At 70.2% G+C, this 18,958-nt stretch carries 23 protein-coding genes; 11 read left to right on the top strand and 12 right to left on the bottom strand.

Translation table 11 applies throughout. The features are described 5' to 3' along the window. Both A3CE_RS0123840 and pknB read left to right on the top strand, forming a co-directional pair. A complete protein-coding gene (locus A3CE_RS0123840; protein ID WP_020642630.1) occupies nt 1–1,353 on the top strand; it encodes a serine/threonine-protein kinase in 1,353 nt (450 codons plus the stop codon). Continuing rightward, complete coding sequence (pknB, locus tag A3CE_RS0123835; protein ID WP_020642629.1) at nt 1,350–3,320, top strand: Stk1 family PASTA domain-containing Ser/Thr kinase; 1,971 nt, start codon at nt 1,350–1,352, stop codon at nt 3,318–3,320. The genes A3CE_RS0123840 and pknB overlap by 4 nt, the downstream gene beginning before the upstream one ends. Before the next feature lie 67 nt (nt 3,321–3,387). Here pknB and A3CE_RS0123830 read toward each other — a convergent pair whose 3' ends face one another. From A3CE_RS0123830 to A3CE_RS0123815, 4 genes are all read right to left on the bottom strand, one after another. Then, complete coding sequence (locus tag A3CE_RS0123830; protein ID WP_020642628.1) at nt 3,388–3,702, bottom strand: effector-associated constant component EACC1; 315 nt, start codon at nt 3,700–3,702, stop codon at nt 3,388–3,390. 100 nt (nt 3,703–3,802) lie between these two features. Further along, entirely contained in the window at nt 3,803–4,444 is a 642-nt protein-coding gene (locus A3CE_RS0123825; RefSeq protein WP_020642627.1) for a hypothetical protein, read from the bottom strand. Then, nucleotides 4,432–5,223, bottom strand: coding sequence for an ABC transporter ATP-binding protein (locus A3CE_RS0123820; protein ID WP_020642626.1), 792 nt, complete (start codon nt 5,221–5,223; stop codon nt 4,432–4,434). The genes A3CE_RS0123825 and A3CE_RS0123820 overlap by 13 nt, the downstream gene beginning before the upstream one ends. Then, a complete protein-coding gene (locus A3CE_RS0123815; protein ID WP_020642625.1) occupies nt 5,220–5,864 on the bottom strand; it encodes an aminodeoxychorismate/anthranilate synthase component II in 645 nt (214 codons plus the stop codon). The genes A3CE_RS0123820 and A3CE_RS0123815 overlap by 4 nt, the downstream gene beginning before the upstream one ends. 112 nt (nt 5,865–5,976) lie before the next feature. On the opposite strand from A3CE_RS0123815, the gene A3CE_RS0123810 reads away from it, so the two are divergent. Then, nucleotides 5,977–7,296 carry a ferredoxin--NADP reductase domain-containing protein gene (locus A3CE_RS0123810; RefSeq protein ID WP_026468795.1) on the top strand — a complete coding sequence of 440 codons (1,320 nt, stop codon included), beginning with the start codon at nt 5,977–5,979 and terminating at the stop codon, nt 7,294–7,296. Here A3CE_RS0123810 and A3CE_RS0123805 read toward each other — a convergent pair. Next, nucleotides 7,293–7,952: a response regulator gene (locus A3CE_RS0123805; RefSeq protein ID WP_043791030.1), complete on the bottom strand. Its 660-nt coding sequence runs from the start codon at nt 7,950–7,952 to the stop codon at nt 7,293–7,295. The two genes, A3CE_RS0123810 and A3CE_RS0123805, sit on opposite strands and share 4 nt — an antisense overlap. Next, nucleotides 7,892–9,715, bottom strand: coding sequence for a sensor histidine kinase (locus tag A3CE_RS0123800; protein WP_020642622.1), 1,824 nt, complete (start codon nt 9,713–9,715; stop codon nt 7,892–7,894). Before A3CE_RS0123800 ends, A3CE_RS0123805 begins: the two co-directional genes overlap by 61 nt. Before the next feature lie 169 nt (nt 9,716–9,884). Here A3CE_RS0123800 and A3CE_RS0123795 point away from each other — a divergent pair, with 169 nt between their 5' ends. From A3CE_RS0123795 to A3CE_RS0123785, 3 genes are all read left to right on the top strand, one after another. Further along, nucleotides 9,885–10,598: an ABC transporter ATP-binding protein gene (locus A3CE_RS0123795; protein ID WP_020642621.1), complete on the top strand. Its 714-nt coding sequence runs from the start codon at nt 9,885–9,887 to the stop codon at nt 10,596–10,598. Next, a complete protein-coding gene (locus tag A3CE_RS0123790) occupies nt 10,595–11,329 on the top strand; it encodes an ABC transporter permease (protein ID WP_020642620.1) in 735 nt (244 codons plus the stop codon). Before A3CE_RS0123795 ends, A3CE_RS0123790 begins: the two co-directional genes overlap by 4 nt. Nucleotides 11,330–11,429: 100 nt before the next feature. Further along, complete coding sequence (locus A3CE_RS0123785) at nt 11,430–11,822, top strand: SCO5389 family protein (protein ID WP_020642619.1); 393 nt, start codon at nt 11,430–11,432, stop codon at nt 11,820–11,822. A 53-nt stretch (nt 11,823–11,875) separates the two neighbouring features. On the opposite strand, the gene A3CE_RS51590 is transcribed toward A3CE_RS0123785, so the two are convergent. Further along, the gene (locus A3CE_RS51590; RefSeq protein ID WP_020642618.1) at nt 11,876–12,031 is read right to left on the bottom strand and encodes a hypothetical protein; all 156 of its coding nucleotides are present in this window, start codon (nt 12,029–12,031) and stop codon (nt 11,876–11,878) included. Continuing rightward, complete coding sequence (locus tag A3CE_RS0123775) at nt 12,031–13,104, bottom strand: class E sortase (protein ID WP_051183930.1); 1,074 nt, start codon at nt 13,102–13,104, stop codon at nt 12,031–12,033. Before A3CE_RS0123775 ends, A3CE_RS51590 begins: the two co-directional genes overlap by 1 nt. A 192-nt stretch (nt 13,105–13,296) precedes the next feature. Between A3CE_RS0123775 and crgA the strand changes: the two genes are divergently transcribed. Both crgA and A3CE_RS0123765 read left to right on the top strand, forming a co-directional pair. Beyond that, nucleotides 13,297–13,563, top strand: coding sequence for a cell division protein CrgA (gene crgA / locus A3CE_RS0123770; protein WP_020642616.1), 267 nt, complete (start codon nt 13,297–13,299; stop codon nt 13,561–13,563). Nucleotides 13,564–13,708: 145 nt separating this feature from the next. Beyond that, the gene (locus A3CE_RS0123765; RefSeq protein ID WP_020642615.1) at nt 13,709–14,080 is read left to right on the top strand and encodes a PH domain-containing protein; all 372 of its coding nucleotides are present in this window, start codon (nt 13,709–13,711) and stop codon (nt 14,078–14,080) included. On the opposite strand, the gene A3CE_RS0123760 is transcribed toward A3CE_RS0123765, so the two are convergent. Both A3CE_RS0123760 and A3CE_RS0123755 read right to left on the bottom strand, forming a co-directional pair. Continuing rightward, on the bottom strand, nt 14,077–15,033 hold the full coding sequence (locus A3CE_RS0123760) for a rhomboid family intramembrane serine protease (protein ID WP_020642614.1): 957 nt from the start codon (nt 15,031–15,033) through the stop codon (nt 14,077–14,079). The two genes, A3CE_RS0123765 and A3CE_RS0123760, sit on opposite strands and share 4 nt — an antisense overlap. Before the next feature lie 102 nt (nt 15,034–15,135). Continuing rightward, nucleotides 15,136–15,654 carry a peptidylprolyl isomerase gene (locus tag A3CE_RS0123755; protein WP_051183785.1) on the bottom strand — a complete coding sequence of 173 codons (519 nt, stop codon included), beginning with the start codon at nt 15,652–15,654 and terminating at the stop codon, nt 15,136–15,138. A 155-nt stretch (nt 15,655–15,809) separates the two neighbouring features. On the opposite strand from A3CE_RS0123755, the gene A3CE_RS0123750 reads away from it, so the two are divergent. After that, nucleotides 15,810–16,346, top strand: coding sequence for a hypothetical protein (locus tag A3CE_RS0123750; RefSeq protein WP_020642612.1), 537 nt, complete (start codon nt 15,810–15,812; stop codon nt 16,344–16,346). A 63-nt stretch (nt 16,347–16,409) separates the two neighbouring features. Here A3CE_RS0123750 and A3CE_RS0123745 read toward each other — a convergent pair whose 3' ends face one another. Beyond that, on the bottom strand, nt 16,410–16,862 hold the full coding sequence (locus A3CE_RS0123745; RefSeq protein WP_020642611.1) for a DUF6918 family protein: 453 nt from the start codon (nt 16,860–16,862) through the stop codon (nt 16,410–16,412). A gap of 146 nt (nt 16,863–17,008) precedes the next feature. After that, nucleotides 17,009–17,536, bottom strand: coding sequence for a DUF2020 domain-containing protein (locus tag A3CE_RS0123740; RefSeq protein ID WP_026468792.1), 528 nt, complete (start codon nt 17,534–17,536; stop codon nt 17,009–17,011). 82 nt (nt 17,537–17,618) lie between these two features. Here A3CE_RS0123740 and A3CE_RS0123735 point away from each other — a divergent pair, with 82 nt between their 5' ends. Both A3CE_RS0123735 and A3CE_RS0123730 read left to right on the top strand, forming a co-directional pair. Further along, nucleotides 17,619–18,278, top strand: a complete 660-nt coding sequence (locus A3CE_RS0123735) for a hypothetical protein (RefSeq protein WP_020642609.1) — start codon at nt 17,619–17,621, stop codon at nt 18,276–18,278. Nucleotide 18,279: 1 nt separating this feature from the next. Then, nucleotides 18,280–18,918: a pyridoxine/pyridoxamine 5'-phosphate oxidase gene (locus A3CE_RS0123730; protein WP_020642608.1), complete on the top strand. Its 639-nt coding sequence runs from the start codon at nt 18,280–18,282 to the stop codon at nt 18,916–18,918. The last annotated feature ends 40 nt before the right edge of the window (nt 18,919–18,958 follow it).

Genomic DNA, 18,958 nt, shown 5'->3' with positions numbered 1-18,958 from the left:
ATGCTGTCCTCGGGTCAGCTGCTGGCTGAGCGGTACAAGCTGACGAGCCGGATCGCCGTCGGCGGGATGGGAGAGGTCTGGCAGGCCAGCGACACCCGGCTGGACCGGACCGTGGCCGTCAAGGTCCTCAAGGCCGAACTCTCCGGCGACGCCGAATTCCTCCACCGCTTCCGCACCGAAGCGCGGATGACGGCGTCCCTGAACCACCCCGGCATCGCCGCGGTGCACGACTACGGCGAAACCATCCTCGACGGCGATCTGTCGATCGCGTACCTCGTGATGGAGCTCGTCGACGGTGACCCGCTGGCCGGGCTGCTGGCCAAGCACGGGCGGCTGTCGGCGGAGTTCACGCTCGACATGCTGGAGCAGGCGGGCAACGCGCTGCAGGCCGCGCACGAGCAGGGCCTGGTCCACCGCGACGTCAAGCCGGGCAACATCCTCGTGACGTCGGCGGGCCAGGTGAAGATCACCGACTTCGGGGTGGCGAAGGCCGCCGACGCAGCCCCGGTCACCCGGTCCGGCATGGTCATGGGCACCGCGCACTACATCGCGCCGGAGCAGGCGCTCGGGCACCCGGCCGAGCCGGCGTCCGACGTCTACTCGCTGGCCGTGTGCGGCTACGAATGCCTCGCCGGGCACCGGCCGTTCCTGTCCGAGAACGCCGTGACGGTCGCGATGATGCACATCCGCGACATGCCGCCGCCCCTGCCACCGGACGTGCCGCCCGCGGCGCGCGCGGTGATCGACGCGACGCTGGTCAAGGATCCGCGGCAGCGCTACAACAACGGCGGCGAGTTCGCGGCCGCCGTCGCCGCGGTCCGCGCCGGGCTGCCGCTGCCGACGCCGTCCGGGCTGGTCAACGCCACGTACACGACCGGTCAGCACCCCCAGCAACCACAGCAGCCGCAACCGCTGCAGCCCCCGCCGTCGGTTCCGGTGCCGGTGCTCCCGCAGCAGCTTCCCCCGCAGCAGCAGCACATGCCCGTCGGCCCGCCGTCCCCGGCGATGAACCCGATGGTCGTCCTCGGCCCGCCGTCCCGGCCCGCGGTGCGCCCGCTCATGGTGCCGGCCGCCCGGAGGCGGTCCCAGTGGGGCTGGTGGGCGCTTCTCGCGGTGATCCTGCTCGTTGTCCTGGTCGCGGGCATCGTGCTGGTGGCGAAGATGATCGGCGACTCCGGCTCGCCACCGCGCACCGGCCAGACGCAGAGCCAGGTGGTCCCGGGCAGACAGGCGCCCACGGAGGAGCCGGTCGGCTCGAACGTCTACCCGGCGGACACTCCCGGCGCGACCGACGATGGCCCGCAAGGCATCATGACCACACCTTGGACGGAATGGAACGGCACCCAGAGATGAGCACATCCAGACTGCTCTCCAACCGGTACGAGCTGGGCGAAACGCTCGGCTACGGAGGCATGTCCGAGGTCCACCACGGACACGACGTGCGCCTGGGCCGGGAAGTCGCGATCAAGATCCTCCGTGCCGATCTCGCCAGGGACCCGCAGTTCCTGGAGCGCTTCCGCCGGGAAGCGCAGAACGCCGCCGCGCTGAACCACCCGGCGATCGTCGCGGTCTACGACACGGGTGAGGCGAACGCCGAGTTCGGTCCGCTGCCGTACATCGTCATGGAGTACGTCGAAGGCCGGACGCTGCGCGACATCGTCAAGACCGAGGGCCCGATGTCGCAGAAGCGGGCCATGGAGGTCATGGCCGACGTCTGCGCGGCGCTGGACTTCTCGCACCGCCACGGCATCGTGCACCGCGACGTCAAGCCGGCCAACGTGATGATCACGAAGAACGGCGCGGTCAAGGTGATGGACTTCGGCATCGCGCGCGCGATGCACGACGGCCAGTCCGCCATGACCCAGACGGCCGCGGTCATCGGCACGGCGCAGTACCTGTCGCCGGAGCAGGCCCGCGGCGAGTCGGTCGACGCCCGTTCGGACGTCTACGCCGCCGGCTGCGTGCTGTACGAGCTGATCACCGGCGAGCCGCCGTTCACCGGTGACTCCCCGGTCGCGGTCGCCTACCAGCACGTCCGTGAGGATCCGAACCCGCCGTCGTCGGTGAACCCGGCGGTGGCGCCGGAGCTGGACGCGGTCGTGCTGAAGGCGCTGGCCAAGGGCCCGGCGAACCGCTACCAGTCGGCGGCGGAGATGCGCTCGGACCTGGTGCGCACGCTGTCAGGCCAGCGCCCGGCCGCGCCGATGGTGATGTCCGAGGACGAGCGCACCCAGGTCATGAACTCCGACCGGCGCCAGCCGCAGCGCTACGAGGAGTACAGCGAGCCGGACAACGAGGACCCGAAGGCGAAGCGCCGCCGTCGCACGATCCTCGCCGCGGTGGCCGCGGTGTTCGTGCTGGGCGCGGTGCTGCTGATCATGTGGCTGTCGGGGTCGTTCAAGAACAACAACGAAGCGACGCTGGTGGCGGTCCCGGACGTGCTGCACCAGACGGTCCCCCAGGCGCGGGAGACGCTGATCGGCCGGGGGTTCAACGGCACGGTCGAGCCCAAGCAGGTGACCTGCGGGGTGCAGCCGACCGACGGCAGCCCGCAGTGCGGCCAGGAAGACGTCAACCGGGTCATCAAGATCGACCCGTCGGTCGGGACCCAGGTCGCGACCAACACGAAGATCGTGCTGTACTTCGGCGTCGCGGCGGGCAAGTCCCAGGTGCCGGACCTCAAGGGCAAGACGCGTGATCAGGCCCTGAAGGCCCTGACCGACGCGAAACTGACCCTCGACCCGAATGTCGACGAGACCGAGGTCCAAGACCCGAACCAGGCCGGCCTGGTGCAGTCGCAGACCCCGCCCGCGTCGTCGGAGGTCGAGGCGGGCAGCTCCGTGAGGATCACGATCGGCAAGTCGAAGCAGCTCAAGTCGGTCACCGACTTCACCGGCAAGCCGTACTCGCAGGCCAAGTCGACGCTGGAAGGCCAGGGCTTCAAGACCAAGAAGCTCGAACAGGCGTCGGACACGGTGCCGAAGGACATGGTCATCACCCAGAACCCGAACGGCGGTCAGCTGGCGGTGGGCGAGGTGATCACGCTGACCGTGTCGACGGGCCCTGACCAGACCCAGCCGCAACAGATCCAGATGCCGAGCCTGGTCGGGATGACGTTCGAAGACGCACAGGCCAAGCTGCAGAGTATGGGCTGGACCGGGACGATCAACCAGCGGGCGGATCGGACGAGCGGCCAGCCGGAAGGCACGATCACCGGCCAGAGTCCCCGGGCGGGCACCCAGATCGACAAGAACCAGACAGTCAACGTCAACGTCGCGGAGAGCTTGTTCCCGACGACGACGAAGACCTCCGGCCCCTGATCCGGCTTCCGCGAAGAAGGCCCGCACGGTTCGCCGTGCGGGCCTTTTCTTGTTAAGGGCTGGTCGTTCAGGGCTGGTCGAGGAACCCTTGGACGGCAAAGAGAACCTGCTCGGCGTCGCTCGCGGCACCGCAGTCGAGCTCGAGTTCCTCGGCGGCGCCGGAGCGTTTGACCTTCAGTGAGACACGGGCTTGGCAACGCAGCAGCCACGCGAAGAGCGAGCGGCAGAAGACGCCGGCGGAGTTGCTCGACACGCCGACCACGACGGCGTCGAAGACCTGGACGCGACCGCGGAGCGCGTCCTCCCCGCGTAACCAGGCGGCGAGCTCCGGAAGCTCGGCGTCGGAGTCTGGCACGGTGATCGCGACGATCCCAGCCGTCACCCGTTCTCCCTTCACCCGGAACCGGAGAGGACCCGAACCTTAGTCGGCCCCATGGCTTCCCAGGAAGAGCGGGCGGGGATTTGAACAGTGCACATTGCAGTCAGGAGCGGCGGTGGACGAGGGCCGAGACGACCGCGAAGCTGACGGCCAGCATCGCCACCGACGTCACCGCCGCCAGCACCAGCGGGCCGCCGACCGGTTCGTCGTCGGTCAGGGCGTGCAGCAGCGGGTGGACCAGCGGGATCTTCGCCAGCAGGACGACGCCGAGCGTGATCACCGCGGCGAGCACCGTCCAGCCGATGCGGTGGACCAGCAGCCGCGAGCACGGCAGCGCGATCGCGATGCCCAGCACCGCGCACGCGAGGTGCGCGAGCAACCCGATGCCGAGCGCCGACGGCTGGACCTTCACCGCCTTCAGCGCCGACCACGCCACGGTGAGAACGGTGAGCACCAGCGCGCAGGCGAGCACGGTGAGGACCGCGCCGGCGATCATCCGCCGCCACTGCCGCGCATGGCTCAGGGTGATCAGGCGCTGCACGGGGTCTTCGATGTCGAGCAGGGCGATCGTCAGCCAGCAGGAGACGACCAGCAACCCGCCGGCGCTCACGCCGATCAGCGGCAGCTGCGGCGAGGGCGGACCGGCGTAGAGGATCACGCACAGCGCCAGGTACGCCAGCAAGGCGGGCAGGTACCGCTGCGAATGGCCGAGCAGCGCCAGGTAGTACCGCGTCAGGGCGAGCACGGCGCCACCTCCCGCACCGACCAGCCGTCCTTGAGCGCGCGCAGCAGCACGGCGTCGACGCAGCCGACTTCGACGGTGAGCGCCAGTTGGGACCCTTCCGCGACGACGTGCCGCACGCCGGGCTCGTCCGCCCACCCGGTTCCGCGGCCCCGGAGCACGATCCGCGTGGTCGGCTCCGCGCTTTCCGCGGTGAGCCTGCCCTCGTCCATGAGGTGGACGACGTCGGCGTGGTCGTGCACCACCGCCGGCCGGTGGTCGGTGAACACGACGCTCGCCCCGCGCGCCCGCGTCTCGGCCACGAGCTCGCCGAGGATCGCGTGCGTCCCCACGTCCAGGCCGGACCACGGCTCGTCGAGGATCAGCAGGTCGGGCCGGACCAGCACGGCCTGCGCGAGCCCCACCTTCTGGGCGTTGCCCTTGGACAGGGTGCGCAGCGGCGCCGTCGGGCCGCCGACGAGGGCGAGCCGTTCGAGCAGCGGGTCGATCGCCGAGAGGTCGGTGAGCCCGCGGATGCGTGCCATGTGCCGCAGGTAGGCCCGGGCACCCATGCGCTGGCCCGCCGGGAAGCGGTCCGGCAGGTAGCCGACCCGCGGGGTGCCGCCCACCGTGCCGGTGGTCGGGTGCGAGACACCGGCCATGATCCGCAGCAGCGTCGACTTGCCGGAGCCGTTGCTGCCGAGGATCCCGACGACGTGCCCCGGCTCGACGGTCAGGTCGACGTCGTGCAGGACGAAGTCACCGCGCCCGTACCGCTTGCCGACCCCCTCGAGCCGGATCACGCAACAGCGGCCTTCTGGAGCGCCTTGGTCGCGCGCTCGAGTTCGTTCACCCGGGCCGGGTCGACGGGGTGACCCGCGGCGGCGAGCCAGTTCGCGAGCATCCGGTGGCCGCCCTCGGTGAGCACGGACTCCGGGTGGAACTGGACACCTTCCAGCGGCAGCTCACGGTGGCGCATCCCCATCACGATCCCGGACTCGGTGCGGCCGGTGATCTCGAAGACGGCGTCGGAAATGGTGCCGGGCACCACGGTCAGGGAGTGGTACCGGGTGGCCGTGAACTCCTCGGGCAGGCCCTCGAGGATGCCGACGCCGGTGTGGCGCACCTGGCTCGTCTTGCCGTGGAGCAGCTCGGGGGCGCGGTCGACCGTCGCGCCGTAGACGACGCCCAGCGCCTGGTGGCCGAGGCAGACACCGAGCATCGGCGTGCGTGTCTCGGCGCACTTCCGGACGACGTCCATGCTCTGACCGGCGCGTTCGGGGGTCCCCGGGCCCGGGGAGACGAGCACGGCGTCGAACTCGGGCACGCGGTCGAGGTCCACGACGTCGTTGCGCCAGACCGTGCAGTCGGCGCCGAGCTGGGCCAGGTACTGGACCAGGTTGTAGACGAAGCTGTCGTAGTTGTCGACGACGAGAACGCGCATGGCGCCGAGCTTACCGGCTCCCAGCAGGTGGACCGTACGCCAAATCACATTTTAGGTTAGGTCAACCTAACTTACCGTGGAAGGAGTGAGCCGACCTCTTCGCGTAGCCGTGGTGGGCGCCGGTCCCGCCGGGATCTACGCCGCCGACATCCTGGACAAGTCCGACGCCGACGTCTCCATCGACCTGTTCGAGCGGATGCCCGCGCCTTACGGGCTGATCCGGTACGGCGTCGCGCCCGATCACCCCCGCATCAAGGGCATCGTGATGGCGCTGGAGAAGGTGCTTTCGAAGCCGAACATCCGGCTGCTGGGCAACATCGGCTACGGCACCGACATCAAGCTCGACGAGCTGCGCGAGTTCTACGACGCGGTGATCTTCTCGACCGGCGCGTCCGCCGACCGCGCGCTCGACATCCCGGGCATCGACCTCGACGGCAGCTACGGCGCCGCGGACTTCGTCTCCTGGTACGACGGCCACCCGGACGCGCCGCGCTCGTGGCCGCTCACCGCTTCTTCGGTCGCGGTGCTGGGTGTCGGGAACGTGGCTCTGGACGTCGCGCGCATCCTGGCGAAGACGGCCGACGAGCTGCTGACCACGGACATCCCGGACAACGTGTACCAGGGCCTGCGGACGAGCCCGGTGACGGACGTGCACGTGTTCGGCCGCCGTGGCCCGGCGCAGGCGAAGTTCACGCCGCTGGAGCTGCGGGAGCTGGACCACTCGCCGAACGTCGAGGTCATCGTCTACCCCGAGGACATCGAGTTCGACGAGGGCAGCATCGCGGCGCTGCGGGCGTCGAAGCAGATCGACATGGTCGTGAAGACGTTGCAGGAGTGGGCGATCCGCGAGCCCGGTTCACGCCCGCGCCGGCTGCACCTGCACTTCTTCCACTCACCGGCCGAGGTCGTCGGCGAGGACGGCCGCGTCACCGGCCTGCGCACCGAGCGGACCGAGCTGACCGGCGACGGGAACGTCCGCGGCACGGGCGAGTTCCACGACTGGGACGTCCAGGCGGTGTACCGCGCGGTGGGTTACCTGTCGTCGCACCTGCCGGAGCTCCCGTTCGACCACGTGGCGGGCGTCGTGCCGAACGAGGCGGGCCGCGTGCTGGACCTGGACGACAACCAGCTACCGGGCGTCTACGTGACGGGCTGGATCAAGCGCGGCCCGGTGGGCCTGATCGGTCACACGAAGGGCGACGCGGCCGAGACGATCGCGAGCCTGCTGTCGGACGCGGAAACGCTTCGCGCGCCGAAGTACGGCTCGCCGGACGCGATCCTGGACTTCCTCGGGACGCGCGGAATCCCGTTCACGACCTGGGAAGGCTGGGGCAAGCTCGACGCGCACGAGAAGGCACTGGGCACGGCGGCGGGCCGCGAGCGCATCAAGGTGGTGGAGCGCGAGGAGATGACGCGCGTCTCGCGCGGCTAAGTCCCCGCGCCGAGGTAGGCGAGAACCGCCATGACCCGGCGGTTCGTGTCGTCCGAGGCGGTGATGCCGAGCTTGGTGAAGAGGTTGGCCGTGTGCTTGCCGACCGCTCCTTCGCTGAAGTGCAGCCGGGCCGCGATCGCCGCGTTGGAGCAGCCTTCCGCCATCAGGGACAGCACTTCGCGCTCGCGCGGTGTCAATGCCGCCAGCGGGTCGGACGCGTTGCCCGCCACCAGTTTCGCGATCACCTCGGGGTCCATCACCGTGCCGCCCGCCGCCACCCGGCGGACCGCGTCGATGAACTGGTCCGCGTTGAACACCCGGTCCTTCAGCAGGTAGCCGATCGCGCCGGTGCCGTCGGCCAGCAGTTCGCGGGCGTACAGCTGCTCGACGTGCTGGGACAGCACCAGGATCGGCAGCCCGGGGAACTCCCGGCGCGCCGCCAGCGAAACCTGCAGTCCTTCGTCGGTGTTGGTCGGCGGCATCCTCACGTCCACAATGGACACCTCGGGCCGGTGTTCGCGCAACGCCGCCACCAGCTCGGGGCCGCTCGCGACCGCCGCGACGACGTCGAAGCCGTGTGCCGTCAGGAGATGCGTCAAGCCGTCTCGGAGGAGGTACTGGTCTTCGGCGATGACGGTTCTGGGGTGCTCAAGCACGGGATCTCCAGGGTCGCCTTCGTCGGGCCGCCGATCGGGCTGGTCAGCGTCAACCTACCGTCGAAGCCGCCCAGCCGGCGCTCGATTCCGCGCAGCCCGGAGCCGCGTGCCGGGTTCGCGCCACCCGGGCCTTCGTCCGTCACCACCACCGTGAGCAGGTCGTCCGCGAAGGCGACATCGATCGTCACCCGCTTCGCGCCGTGCTTGGCCGCGTTGCCGAGCAGTTCGGACACCGCGAAGTACACACACGCCTCCACCGGTTCTTCGACTCGTCCCGGCAGCGAGCCCGTGACCTGCGTCTTCAGCGGGCTGTCCAGGGCCAGCGCGCGCACGGCGTCCAGCAGCCCACGCTCGGACAGCACCGGCGGGTGAATGCCGCGGATCAGCACTCGCAGCTCGGTGAGCGCTTCCGACGACGACGCGCGCAACTCCGCCGCGAGCCGTTTCGCCGCCTCCGGGTCGGTGTCCACCAGTGCCTCGACCGCGCCGAGCTTCATGCCCATCGCGACCAGCCGCGACTGGATGCCGTCGTGCAGGTCGCGCTCGATCCGGCGCAGCTCCGCCGCCTGCGTGACCGTGACGTCGGAACGGGTCTGCTTCAGCCGCTCGACGCGGTGGGCCAGCCGGGACGACTCGGTCGGCCCGAGCCACACCCGGGCGAACCGCACCTGCTGCCGGGCGAGCCACGGCGCCGGCACCAGCCCGGCGACAGCCATGGCCAGCAGGACGGGTGTCTGCGCGAGCGCGCCGAGGTGCGTCGTCACCTCGGGCAACGGGAACCAGTCGACATGCGGCGACACGAACGGCCGCCAGATCCAGAGCGCCGCGAGTCCGACGAGTCCTCGGCCGGCCAAAGCGACCGTCGGAAGGATCAGGACGAGCGAAACCAGCGGGAAGAGCAGGCCGCAGGCGAGGTCGCGCCAGGTGCCGCGGTCGCGGTACACCCACCGCGTGCGGGCGTGCTGGACCGGCCAGAACGGCTCCTCGTACAGATGGTTGCCTGCCTGGTAGAGCCCATCGGGGCGGGGCACCGGCAATCCCGGCGGCGGCAGGTACGGCCGCGCGATCGGCACGCCCGTCAATTTCCCGGCCTCCCGGCGCAGCGTGTCCGTGATCGTCCGGTTCGCCAGCACGACCGGAGTGGCCACCGGCATGAAGAAGACCATGACGACCAGCTGGAAGGTCGAGAAGATCAGCAGCACCACCGAAACCGCGAAGAATCCGGCCTGGTGACCCAGCGCTTCGAGGTGCCGGTGCAGCCAGTTCTTGCGCGTGGGCTCGGCGGGCGGGCGAGGGCCGATCCACCAGCGCGTCCACCGGCCGTAGCCGCGCAGCACGGCCGGGCCGCCGAGCAGGACGGCCACCGGCAGTAACAGCGTGCACAGCGGGTTCACGAGCTGCCAGGTGAACTCGCGGCCCGTCGCCGGGTCCTCCATCGCCCAGGTGAGCCGGTGCTGCCAGCGGATCCAGAACGCCCGCTTGTAGAGCTGGTTGCCGTCGCGGTACCAGCCGTCGCGCTCCCGCGCCGGCTCCGGCGGCTCGGGCCGGTACGGCGCTTCGATCTCGACGCCGCACCAGCGCGCGGCCAGCGCGCGCACGGTCGCCGACCGGCCACGGGCCCACAAGACCGTGGGGCCGAAGAAGAAGACCAGCCCGCCGCAGAGCATCGCGAACGTGACCAGCTGGATCAGCACGTCCACCCAGCTGAGCAGCGAGAACGCGGCCAGCGCCAGCGCCCGGCCCAGCGCACGCAGGTACGGCACCCGGCACCTCCTTCCCCTGAGATCCTCGCCGGCCGAAGCCGGGGCGCGCACTGCGCGAAGCCCCACGAAAGGGGTGGGGGAAGCCCCACCCCCGCTTCAGCAAAACGCTACCTGAGCTGGGGTTTCAGCGTCATTCCCGACGCAAGCGCGAGTTCGTAGGTTCGGAGCCATGCCACTCATCGAAGTCACCGACCTCCGCAAGCGCTACGGCACCCGGGTCGCGGTCGACGGCGTTTCGTTCACCGTCGAGCGTGGCGAAATCTTCGGCATCCTCGGCACCAACGGCGCCGGGAAGACCACCACCGTCGAATGCCTCCAAGGACTCCGCCAGGCCGACGGCGGCACGATCTCCGTGCTCGGCCTGGACCCGGCGACCGACCGCGCGGCGCTGACCCACCGCGTCGGCGTCCAGCTCCAGGAGAGCCGGCTGCCCGCGAAACTGCGGGTGCGGGAAGCGCTGGAACTGTTCGCCGCCTTCTACCCGGAGCCGGCCGACGTCGACACCCTGCTCGACCAGCTCGACCTCCGTGACCACGCCCGCAGCTACTTCGGGAAGCTTTCCGGCGGCCAGAAACAACGCATGTCGATCGCGCTGGCACTCGTGGGGCGGCCCGAGCTGGCGATCCTCGACGAGCTGACCACCGGGCTCGACCCGCACGCCCGCCGCGAAACGTGGCGGCTCGTCGAGGGCGTCCGCGCCACGGGCGTCACGGTCCTGCTGGTCACCCACTTCATGGACGAGGCCGAGCGGCTCTGCGACCGCGTCGCGATCTTCGACGCCGGGCGCGTGGCCGCCACCGGCACCCCGGCCGAGCTCCGCGCCACGGCCGGAGCCTCCACTTTGGACGACGCGTTCGTCTCGCTCACGAGGAGTGCCCGATGACCACCTTCGCCAAGATCACCACCACCGAAACGAAGCTCTTCCTCCGCTCGCCGTTCGTGGGCGTGGCCGGCATCCTGCTGCCGTCGGTCCTGCTGCTCGCGATCGGCGCCATCCCGGGCATGTCCGAACCGAGCCCGGCCGCCGGCGGGTACCGGTTCATCGACGCCTGGGTGCCTTCGCTGATCGTCATCAGCCTCGCGATGCTCGCGCTGCAGTCGATCCCGGCCGCCGTCGCCACCTACCGCGAGCAGGGCGTGCTGCGCCGGCTGTCCACCACACCGGTGCACCCGGTGAACCTGCTGGGCGCGCAGCTGCTGATCCACGTCGTGGTCGCGCTGGCGGGCATCGGGCTCGTGCTCGGGCTGGCCAACGCCGTCTACGACGTCCCGCTGCCGAAGCACCCGTTGTCGTTCGTGCTGACGCTGGTGCTCGGCGTGGTCTCGATGTTCGCGCTCGGCCTGATCGCGGCCGCGGTCGCCCGGACGTCGAAGGCCGCGTCCGGGGTCGCGATGATCGCGTTCCTGCCGACCATGTTCTTCGGTGGCGTGTACCTGCCGCGGCCGCTGCTGCCGGAGGTGCTCCGCCGGATCGGCGACTACGTGCCGCCGGGGTCGCAGCCGCTGCAGGACGCCTGGGTCGGCACCGGCGTGCAGCCGCTGCAGCTGGCCGTGCTCGGCGGCTTCGCGGTGGTCGGAACGGCACTGGCGGCACGGCTGTTCCGCTGGGAGTGACCACCGCTTCGGCCAAAGTGGTGATGATCATCGTTTTCTCTTGTGGCCGGGCCACCCGGGCGGTAGCCAGGAAGGTGGCCCTGCTCAAACTGGAGGTTCGATGTCCCTGGACGTGTCACCCGCGTTGCTGGAAAAGGCCGAGCGCGGGGAGGTCACCGACGCCGAGTTCGTCACCTGCGTCAAGGAGTCCCTGCCCTACGCCTGGGAGGTCATCACCGGCGTCATCGCCGACGCCGAGGGCGCGGCGGACGGCTTCGCCGACAACGAGACGCCGCCCCCGAGCGAAGCCGCCCGCGGCCAGCTGCTGCGGGCGCTGGCGTCGGACGCGATCCGCGGTGGTCTCGAGCGGCACTTCGGCGTCAAGCTGGCCTTCCAGAACTGCCACCGCGTCGCCGTGTTCAAGAAGTCCGAACTCGACAGTGATCGCTACCGGGCGTTCGTCTCGCCGCGCGGCCAGCTGCTCAACCAGAGCCCGGAACTGCGGGACTGCTAGCCCGCAGCGCGCCGGAGGCTCGTTTCACGGGTCCTCCGGCGGCGGGTTCCGTCTCAGTTGACGGCGACCTCGTTGAACCACAGGCGCGGCTCCAGCCACGGGAACACGACGAACATCAGCAGCGCGACGACGCCGAGCACCAGCACGACCGCCACGGACAGCTTCGCCACGAACGGACCGGGCAGCTTCCGCCAGATCCAGGCGTACATCAGGCCTCCCCGATCTTCGAAAGCAGGTCGGCGTAGTTCTTGACCTGGTTCTTCGGCACCTGCTGGGTCAGCACCGAGGTGATGATGAGCCGCTCCCGCGCGGAGAACTGCGGGTGGCAGGTGGTGAGTGTGAGCAGCGCGGCCTGCTGGGCCTTCGGCAGCACGTCGGCGCCCTTGTACGGGACCGGGTTCACCGCGGTGCCGTTGCTGGGCAGCACGACCTTGCGGCCGAAGGTCTCGCTGTACGCGCCGCCGTCTTCGGCGTTCGGGTCGCGCAGGGTCGAGACGCCCTTGCACTTCGGGTCGGCACCCTTGCCACCGGCCCAGTCCTTCACCTCGTCGTCGTACGGCAGGACCTTGTATATGTAGAAGTCCGCGGAGGTCTCGATCACGATCTGGTCACAAGATGAGAGGTTGTCCAGGTCGTTGAACGGGGCACCCTTGCCGACGCGGTGACCGGCCACGGCGAAGTTGCCGGGCTCGCCGGGCAGCGACGTGCCCTTGTAGTGGCCGGGGCCGACTTCGAGGGCGGCGTCGTCGGTGCCCTCCTGGATGGTGAAGTTGTAGTCGACGCCGAAGGTGGGGATGTGGATGCGGGCGAACGCCTTGCCGTCGATCAGCTCGGGGTGCAGCGTGCGGTCGTGCGCCCACTCGCCGTCGAGCTGGTCGCTCGCCTCTGACTGCTTGCCCGCCGAGAACAGGTCGGTCACGTAGAGCTCGTAGACCATGAACAGCAGCACGACCAGGCCGAGCGTGATGAGGATTTCGCCGGCGGTCCGGATCGCGACGCCGCCCTTGCCGAGCGGGGGCGGGGCGGTCTTCTCCTTGGTCGCGGTGCCGCCCCTCCCGACCGGGGCGAAGATGACGGTCTCTTCGTTCGCGCCGGGCAGCGGGGGCGGGCCGGCGTAACGACGGGGCGGCGGCCCTTGCGGACGCCGGGGTGGCTGCCCCTGGGGGCCGCGTTGGGGCTGGTGGGGCGGCACCTGGCCGCGCGGGGGCGTCACGGGACGTCGCTGGGGCATCGGCCGTTGTCCGGGCTGTCTGCGCCGGTCGTCATCCGGTCCTTCGCGCATCGTCACGCAAGCTCCTCTCAAGCCGCGTCGAACCCTGGGTGACGCCGATGTCACGGTGCGGGAAAATCCGACCAGTCCGGCCGCTGCTTTCCTGCGGTCGTTTACGTTAACGTGTGCACGTGGCGCTGGTTGCGCACCCTCAGCGGGACATCGCCACCAGACGAGCCCGAAGAGCACCGCGAGGAACACACGATGCCCAAGTCCAAGGTCCGCAAGAAGACCGCTTACACCCCACCTGCCGACCGGCGCACGCCGGTGAAGGTGCGGGCCGCCGGCCCGACCGGCCTCGCCTGGAAGATCCCGATGTTCGGGTTCATGGTCCTGGGCCTGGTGTGGCTGCTGGTGAACTACATCGCCGGGGACAAGATCTCCTGGATGGCCGACCTGGGGAACTGGAACTTCGCCGGCGGGTTCGCGCTGATGATCGCGGGCCTGCTCATGACTATGCGCTGGCGTTGATTGCCTGTGGTCGGAGTGGCAATGATCGGCGCAGTATTACTCCGAATGGCGGCTTGACGCCGAATTACACCGGTGTGACTCATCCCCAGTGTGGATAACCCCTGTGGATAACTACCCCACCTCGTGGGCGCCGCGTCCGGCCCTTGTGGTATCGGCTTGGGCGGTCACCGCGCTGCTGCTGGCCGGCGTGGTGACCGACGCGGCGACCGGCGACCGCGGCGGCCTGGTGCTGTTCGCACTGGCGACGCTGGCCGTCGGCGCGTTCGCCGCCCACTCGACGCTCGTGCGGCCCCGGCTGGCCGCCGGCACCGAGGGCCTGGTCGCCCGGACGCTGAGCGGCACGCACCGGCTGCCGTGGGCCCAGACCCGTACGCGGCTGCGCACGACCCGCAGACTGGGCCGCGACGGCGTCACGCTCGAGGTCGAGCACGAGGAGCAGCTGTACGTCTTCGGGTGGCTCGACCTCGGCGAGGACCCCCGCGACGTCCTCGACGTGCTCAGCACGCTGCGCAGCTAGCCGCAGCTGTAGACCTGCTCGCCGCGGTACTGGGCGAACTGGCACGTCTGCGCCGCGACCTGGGCGTCCTTGTAGACCAGGAGCCCGATCATCGCGACGACGAGGAGGGCGACCCCGGCCGCCTGGTAGGTGGCCTGCCGTGCCTGCGGGGCGTAGAGGATCGCCACGGTGACCAGCGCACCGGTGACCAGGCCGCCGACGTGGCCGAGGATCGAGATGTTCGCGACGCCGAAGGTGATGAACGCGTTCAGCGCGAGCGTGATGATCAGCCCGGTCGGGTTCAGCCGCAGCTTCAGCACGATGACGCCGTAGGCGCCCATCAGGCCGAACAGCGCGCCGGACGCGCCGGCGGTGCCACCGTCGAGGCTGTCGAAGAGCAGCACGGCCGTCGACGCGCCGAGCATCGAGACGAAGTAGAGCGTGAGGTACCGGACCTTGCCGAAGACCGGTTCGAGCGCGCGGCCCATCATCCACAGCGAGAACATGTTGACCGCGATGTGGATGGGCCCGTAGTGCAGGAAGCCCGAGGTGAACAGCCGCCACCACTCGCCGGCGCCGAGCGTCGCCTGCCCCCACAGCACGCCGACCTGGAAGAGGCCGGAGGTCTGGTTGTCGTTCAGGCTGCGGGCCTGGACCACGGTCACGAGGAAGACGAGGACGTTGACGGCGAGGATGGCCTGCGTCGCCAGGACGGACGACGACGGCCGGGCTCCGGCGATCGTGCGCATGCCGCCGAGGCCGGCGTCCTGGTAGTCACGGTGCTGACGGCGCTGCTGCTGGCTGCCGGCGTGCACGCAGTCGGTGCACTGGAAGCCGACCGGGGCCTCGCGGAGGCAGTCCGGGCACGCCGGACGCCCGCACCGGGAACAGCTCAGCCCGGTCGGGCGGTTCGGGTGCCACCAGCACCCGGGAAGCGCGGCTTGTTCGGCGGCGGGGTTCGGCGGTTGATTCACGATGTCACCAACCTACCGAAACTCCTGGGGCCGAGCCCCAGACCCCGCCAGGGGGCAAGCCCCCTGGACCCCCGAAAGCGGGTGTCCGCGCCGACAAGGCCGTCAGTGCTCGATGGTGATCTTCTCGATCACGATGTCGGTCAGCGGGCGGTCCGCCGGGCCGGTCGACGTCCGGGCGATCGTGTCGACGACGTTGCGCGACTCCTGGTCGGCCACCTCGCCGAAGATCGTGTGCCGGAAGTTCAGGTGGGTGGTCGGCGCGACGGTGATGAAGAACTGCGAGCCGTTCGTGCCCGGGCCGGCGTTCGCCATGGCCAGCAGGTACGGCTTGCTGAACTGCAGCTCCGGGTGGAATTCGTCGCCGAACTTGTAGCCGGGGCCGCCGCGGCCGGTGCCGGTCGGGTCGCCGCCCTGCAGCATGAAGCCATCGATGACCCGGTGGAAGATCGACCCGTCGTAGAAGGGGCCGGAGTTCGTCCCCGCCGCGTTGGGCTGGGTGTACTCCTTGGTGCCTTCCGCCAGCCCGACGAAGTTCGCGACCGTCTTCGGCGCGTGGTCGGGGAGCAGGTTCAGGTGGATGTCACCCTGGTTGGTGTGCAGCGTAGCTTTCACGAGACTCATCGTGCCATCTACCGCAGCTTTGGGGGGTTCGGGGGCTCGCCCCGGGCTGGGGTCTGGGGTTTGACCCCAGAAGGACAGAGCGGGGAGCTCAAAAAAGGGGCACGATAGGTTACGGGTAACAGAGCAGCGTCGAAACGAATGATGAGGTGAAGCCCATGTCCCGGGCGACAGCCCAGGCCGTCGAGACCGCCGACAAACTCGTCACCGAGGGTGTCAAGCAGGGGCGGCGCGCGCAGAAAAAGCTCGCGAAGAAGACGGAACTGACCCGCAAGGAGCTCAAGAAGAGCTCGAAGGCCGCTCGCCAGGAGGCGCTCGCGCGCCTCTCCGAGCTGCGCAAGCCGGGTCGCAAGGCGAAGAAGGCCGCCATCAAGGCCGCGAAGGCGGCCGGCGAGTCGAAGCGCCGCGGCAAGAAGGACTTCAAGTCGGCGAAGAAGGACTTCTACGCCGCCGTGTCCGAGGCCAAGTCGGCCGCCAAGGGCACCCGCAGCCGTCGCAAGTGGCCGTGGCTGCTCGGCCTGGTCGTAGTCGGCGCGGGCGCCGCCTACGCCCTCCGCTCGAAGCAGGAGCCTCCGGTCGCCCCGGCGCCGCCGAAGGCCACCCCGCCTGCGCCGAAGCCCGCCGAAGCGGCGAAGCCGGCCCCGCAGGCGAACGGTAAGGCGCCTTCACCGGCGCCGGCCGAAAAGAAGAACTGAACACGACGCGAAGAGGCCCCCGGGGGTGCACCGGGGGCCTCTTCAGTCGTGCCTGGGGTCCGCTCAGACGGCAGCGGCGTGCTTGTCGATCAGCTGGCCGAGACGCGGCAGCGCCTCCTCGACGTTCTTCTTGCCGTTCGGGCGCAGCTTGCCGTAGACCTTCTTGATGCTGTCGCGGCTGCTCTTCTCCGCGCGCGAGTCGGTGACGCTCAGCAGCGCGTCGGAAGCCTCGTCCGAGCGGCTGGACAGGTAGGCACCGAAGTCGTTGCCACCCTTGGTGCGGTAGTCGCCGTAGAACGGCTCGAGCGCGGTGGCGAAGTCCGGCAGCAGCGCGTCGACGGCCGAGGGGATGATGCCCGGCTTGATCTTCTTGACCGCGGCGAAGCCGGTCTTCACGACGGCACCGGAAACGCCGCCCTTGTCGGAGACCTCGGCGTCGACGAGGGTCTCGAAGTCGGAGACGACAGCCGGGCGACGGCCGGAGTCGAGCAGGATGTCCTTGAGGGTGTCAGCCACGAATCTTGTCCTTTGTCCTTGCAGAGTTGGTGCCCCGCCCCGGGGTGGGGGTCCCCGGTGGCTGCGGTGCGCGAGTCCACGAAGCCTGCGCGTGACGCACAGCGTAATACAAGATCAACATCACTCACCCGTGTGGAGCCCACTACCTAGAGCTTCAGGGCAGCGATAGCCTTCTTCGCCACTGTGCGTGCTTTGACGCTTTGCTTCTGGTTGGTCGTCACCACGACGGCTGATGCCCCCTTCGCGACCGCGTAAACGGCGCCGTCGTCGGAGGACAGGTAGCCGCCCTTCCAGCCCGGCGGATCGGAGGCCGGGTTGGACGAATCGATCGGCGCCGCCTTGTTGACCAGCGCCGTCGCCGTTTTCACGTCCCCGACGTACACCCGCACGGTGAGCTGGATCTTCCCGTCCGGGCGGTAGAAGAAGCACGCCGGGTGCGGCTGGTCGGCGGACACGCGCACCTTCGACACGTGCTGGCCGTTCGCCTCGGCCACGACCTCGCTGCCGAGGTACGGGCAGTCCTCGGTCGCTCCCGGCTGGGGGTCCGGGGGCAGCTCGGCGCCCACGGCGGAGGACGCGGACGGCGGGCTGGGAGCCGCGGTGCCGGTCACGATGGTGGCGCCACAGCCGGCCAGCAGGGCCACGGCGGGCGCGAGAAGTACGAGTCGTCGCATAGCGCGCACAGTCAACCATGAAGCGTGTGTGAAAACTGCTGGCTGACGTCGCCGTGGCCACCGGACGTGCGACGATGGCGGCGTGCTCACCCCCGAGCAGTACCTCGGCGCGATGGCCGAGCGCATCCAGCGGGCCGGTGGCCGGCTGAACTCCGTGCAGATCGGGCCCGCCACGGCCGTCGTCGGGCTGTTCACCGAGCAGGTCCTGCTCACGACGATGAACTACTGCGTGATCGCCGCCGCCGTCCCGGAGGTCAGCGCCGCAGCGCTGTACGACTTCACCGGCCGCGCGACGCAGCACGCCCGCGCGAACCTGACCGGCACCATGGGCTGGACGGCAGGGTCCGTCGTGATCGCCGGGCTCGTCGGCGGACGCGTGTACCCCGACGCCGCGCAGGCCGCGTCGGCCAAGTCGGCCAACCAGTTCGGCGGCGAGACGCGGATGGTCGCGGTGGACCTCTCGGCCGGGCAGATGTACGCGTTCGTCGGCGGCAAGCTCTGGGGCGCGGCGATGCAGGGCTCGGTCAACGCGAAGCTGACATACTGCTTCCCACAGCCGGCCGAGGTGTACCAGCAGGTCCAGTGGCAGCAGTGGCAGCAGGTGCAGCAGCAGGGTCAGCAGCCGATGCCCCAGCCCGCGCCGCAGGTGCCGCCTCCGCCGTACGCCGGCCCGGCCGGTCCGCAGCCGCCGGTCTACCCACCGCCGGGCCATCCGCCGCAGCAGGGCCCGTACGGTTACTGACATGGTGCAGTTGCGCGGCTGGCCGTCGTTCCCCGAAGAACTTCCCGTGTTCACGCCGGAGACCGCGCCCCCGGACCCACAGGCGCTGTTCCTGGAGTGGCTGACCGAGGCCGGCGAGCACGTGCTGGCACCGCACGCCGTCACTCTGTCCACAGTGGACGCCGATGGCGCGCCCGACGCCCGCGTGGTGATCCTCAAGGATGTCGGGCCGGCCGGCTGGGCGGTCGCAACCAGCTCGGAAAGCCCCAAGGGCCTGCAGCTGCGCAAGGATCCGCGCGCCGCGTTGACGTTCTTCTGGCCCGGCCGCGGCCGGCAGGTCCGGCTGCGCGGCCCGGTCTCCCCCGCCGCGCCCGAGGTGTCCGCGGCCGACTTCCTGGCCCGGCCGCCGGCGTCCCGCGTCGAGGCGTTCATCGGGCACCAGTCCCAGGTGCTGCACGATCCGGCGGACCTCGACGCGGCGGCCGCGGAAGCGGAACGCTGGGTTGCGGACAACCCGGACGTGGCCCCGGAAACGTGGACGCGGTACCTCGTGGACCCGGACGAGGTCGAGTTCTGGCAGGCCGGCCACGACCGGCGGCACGTGCGGCTGCGGTACCGGAAGTCCGGCGGCGAGTGGGTCCGCGAGCGCCTCTGGCCGTGACGGTCCCCGTTCGGGGGTATGCGGGTTCCGCGCCGTTGTG

It is taken from the genome of Amycolatopsis balhimycina FH 1894 (assembly GCF_000384295.1).
GTDB classification, from domain to species: Bacteria; Actinomycetota; Actinomycetes; order Mycobacteriales; family Pseudonocardiaceae; genus Amycolatopsis; species Amycolatopsis balhimycina.
Note: the sequence above shows the minus strand (reverse complement) of the source record. Positions and strands in the feature narration are given on the sequence as shown.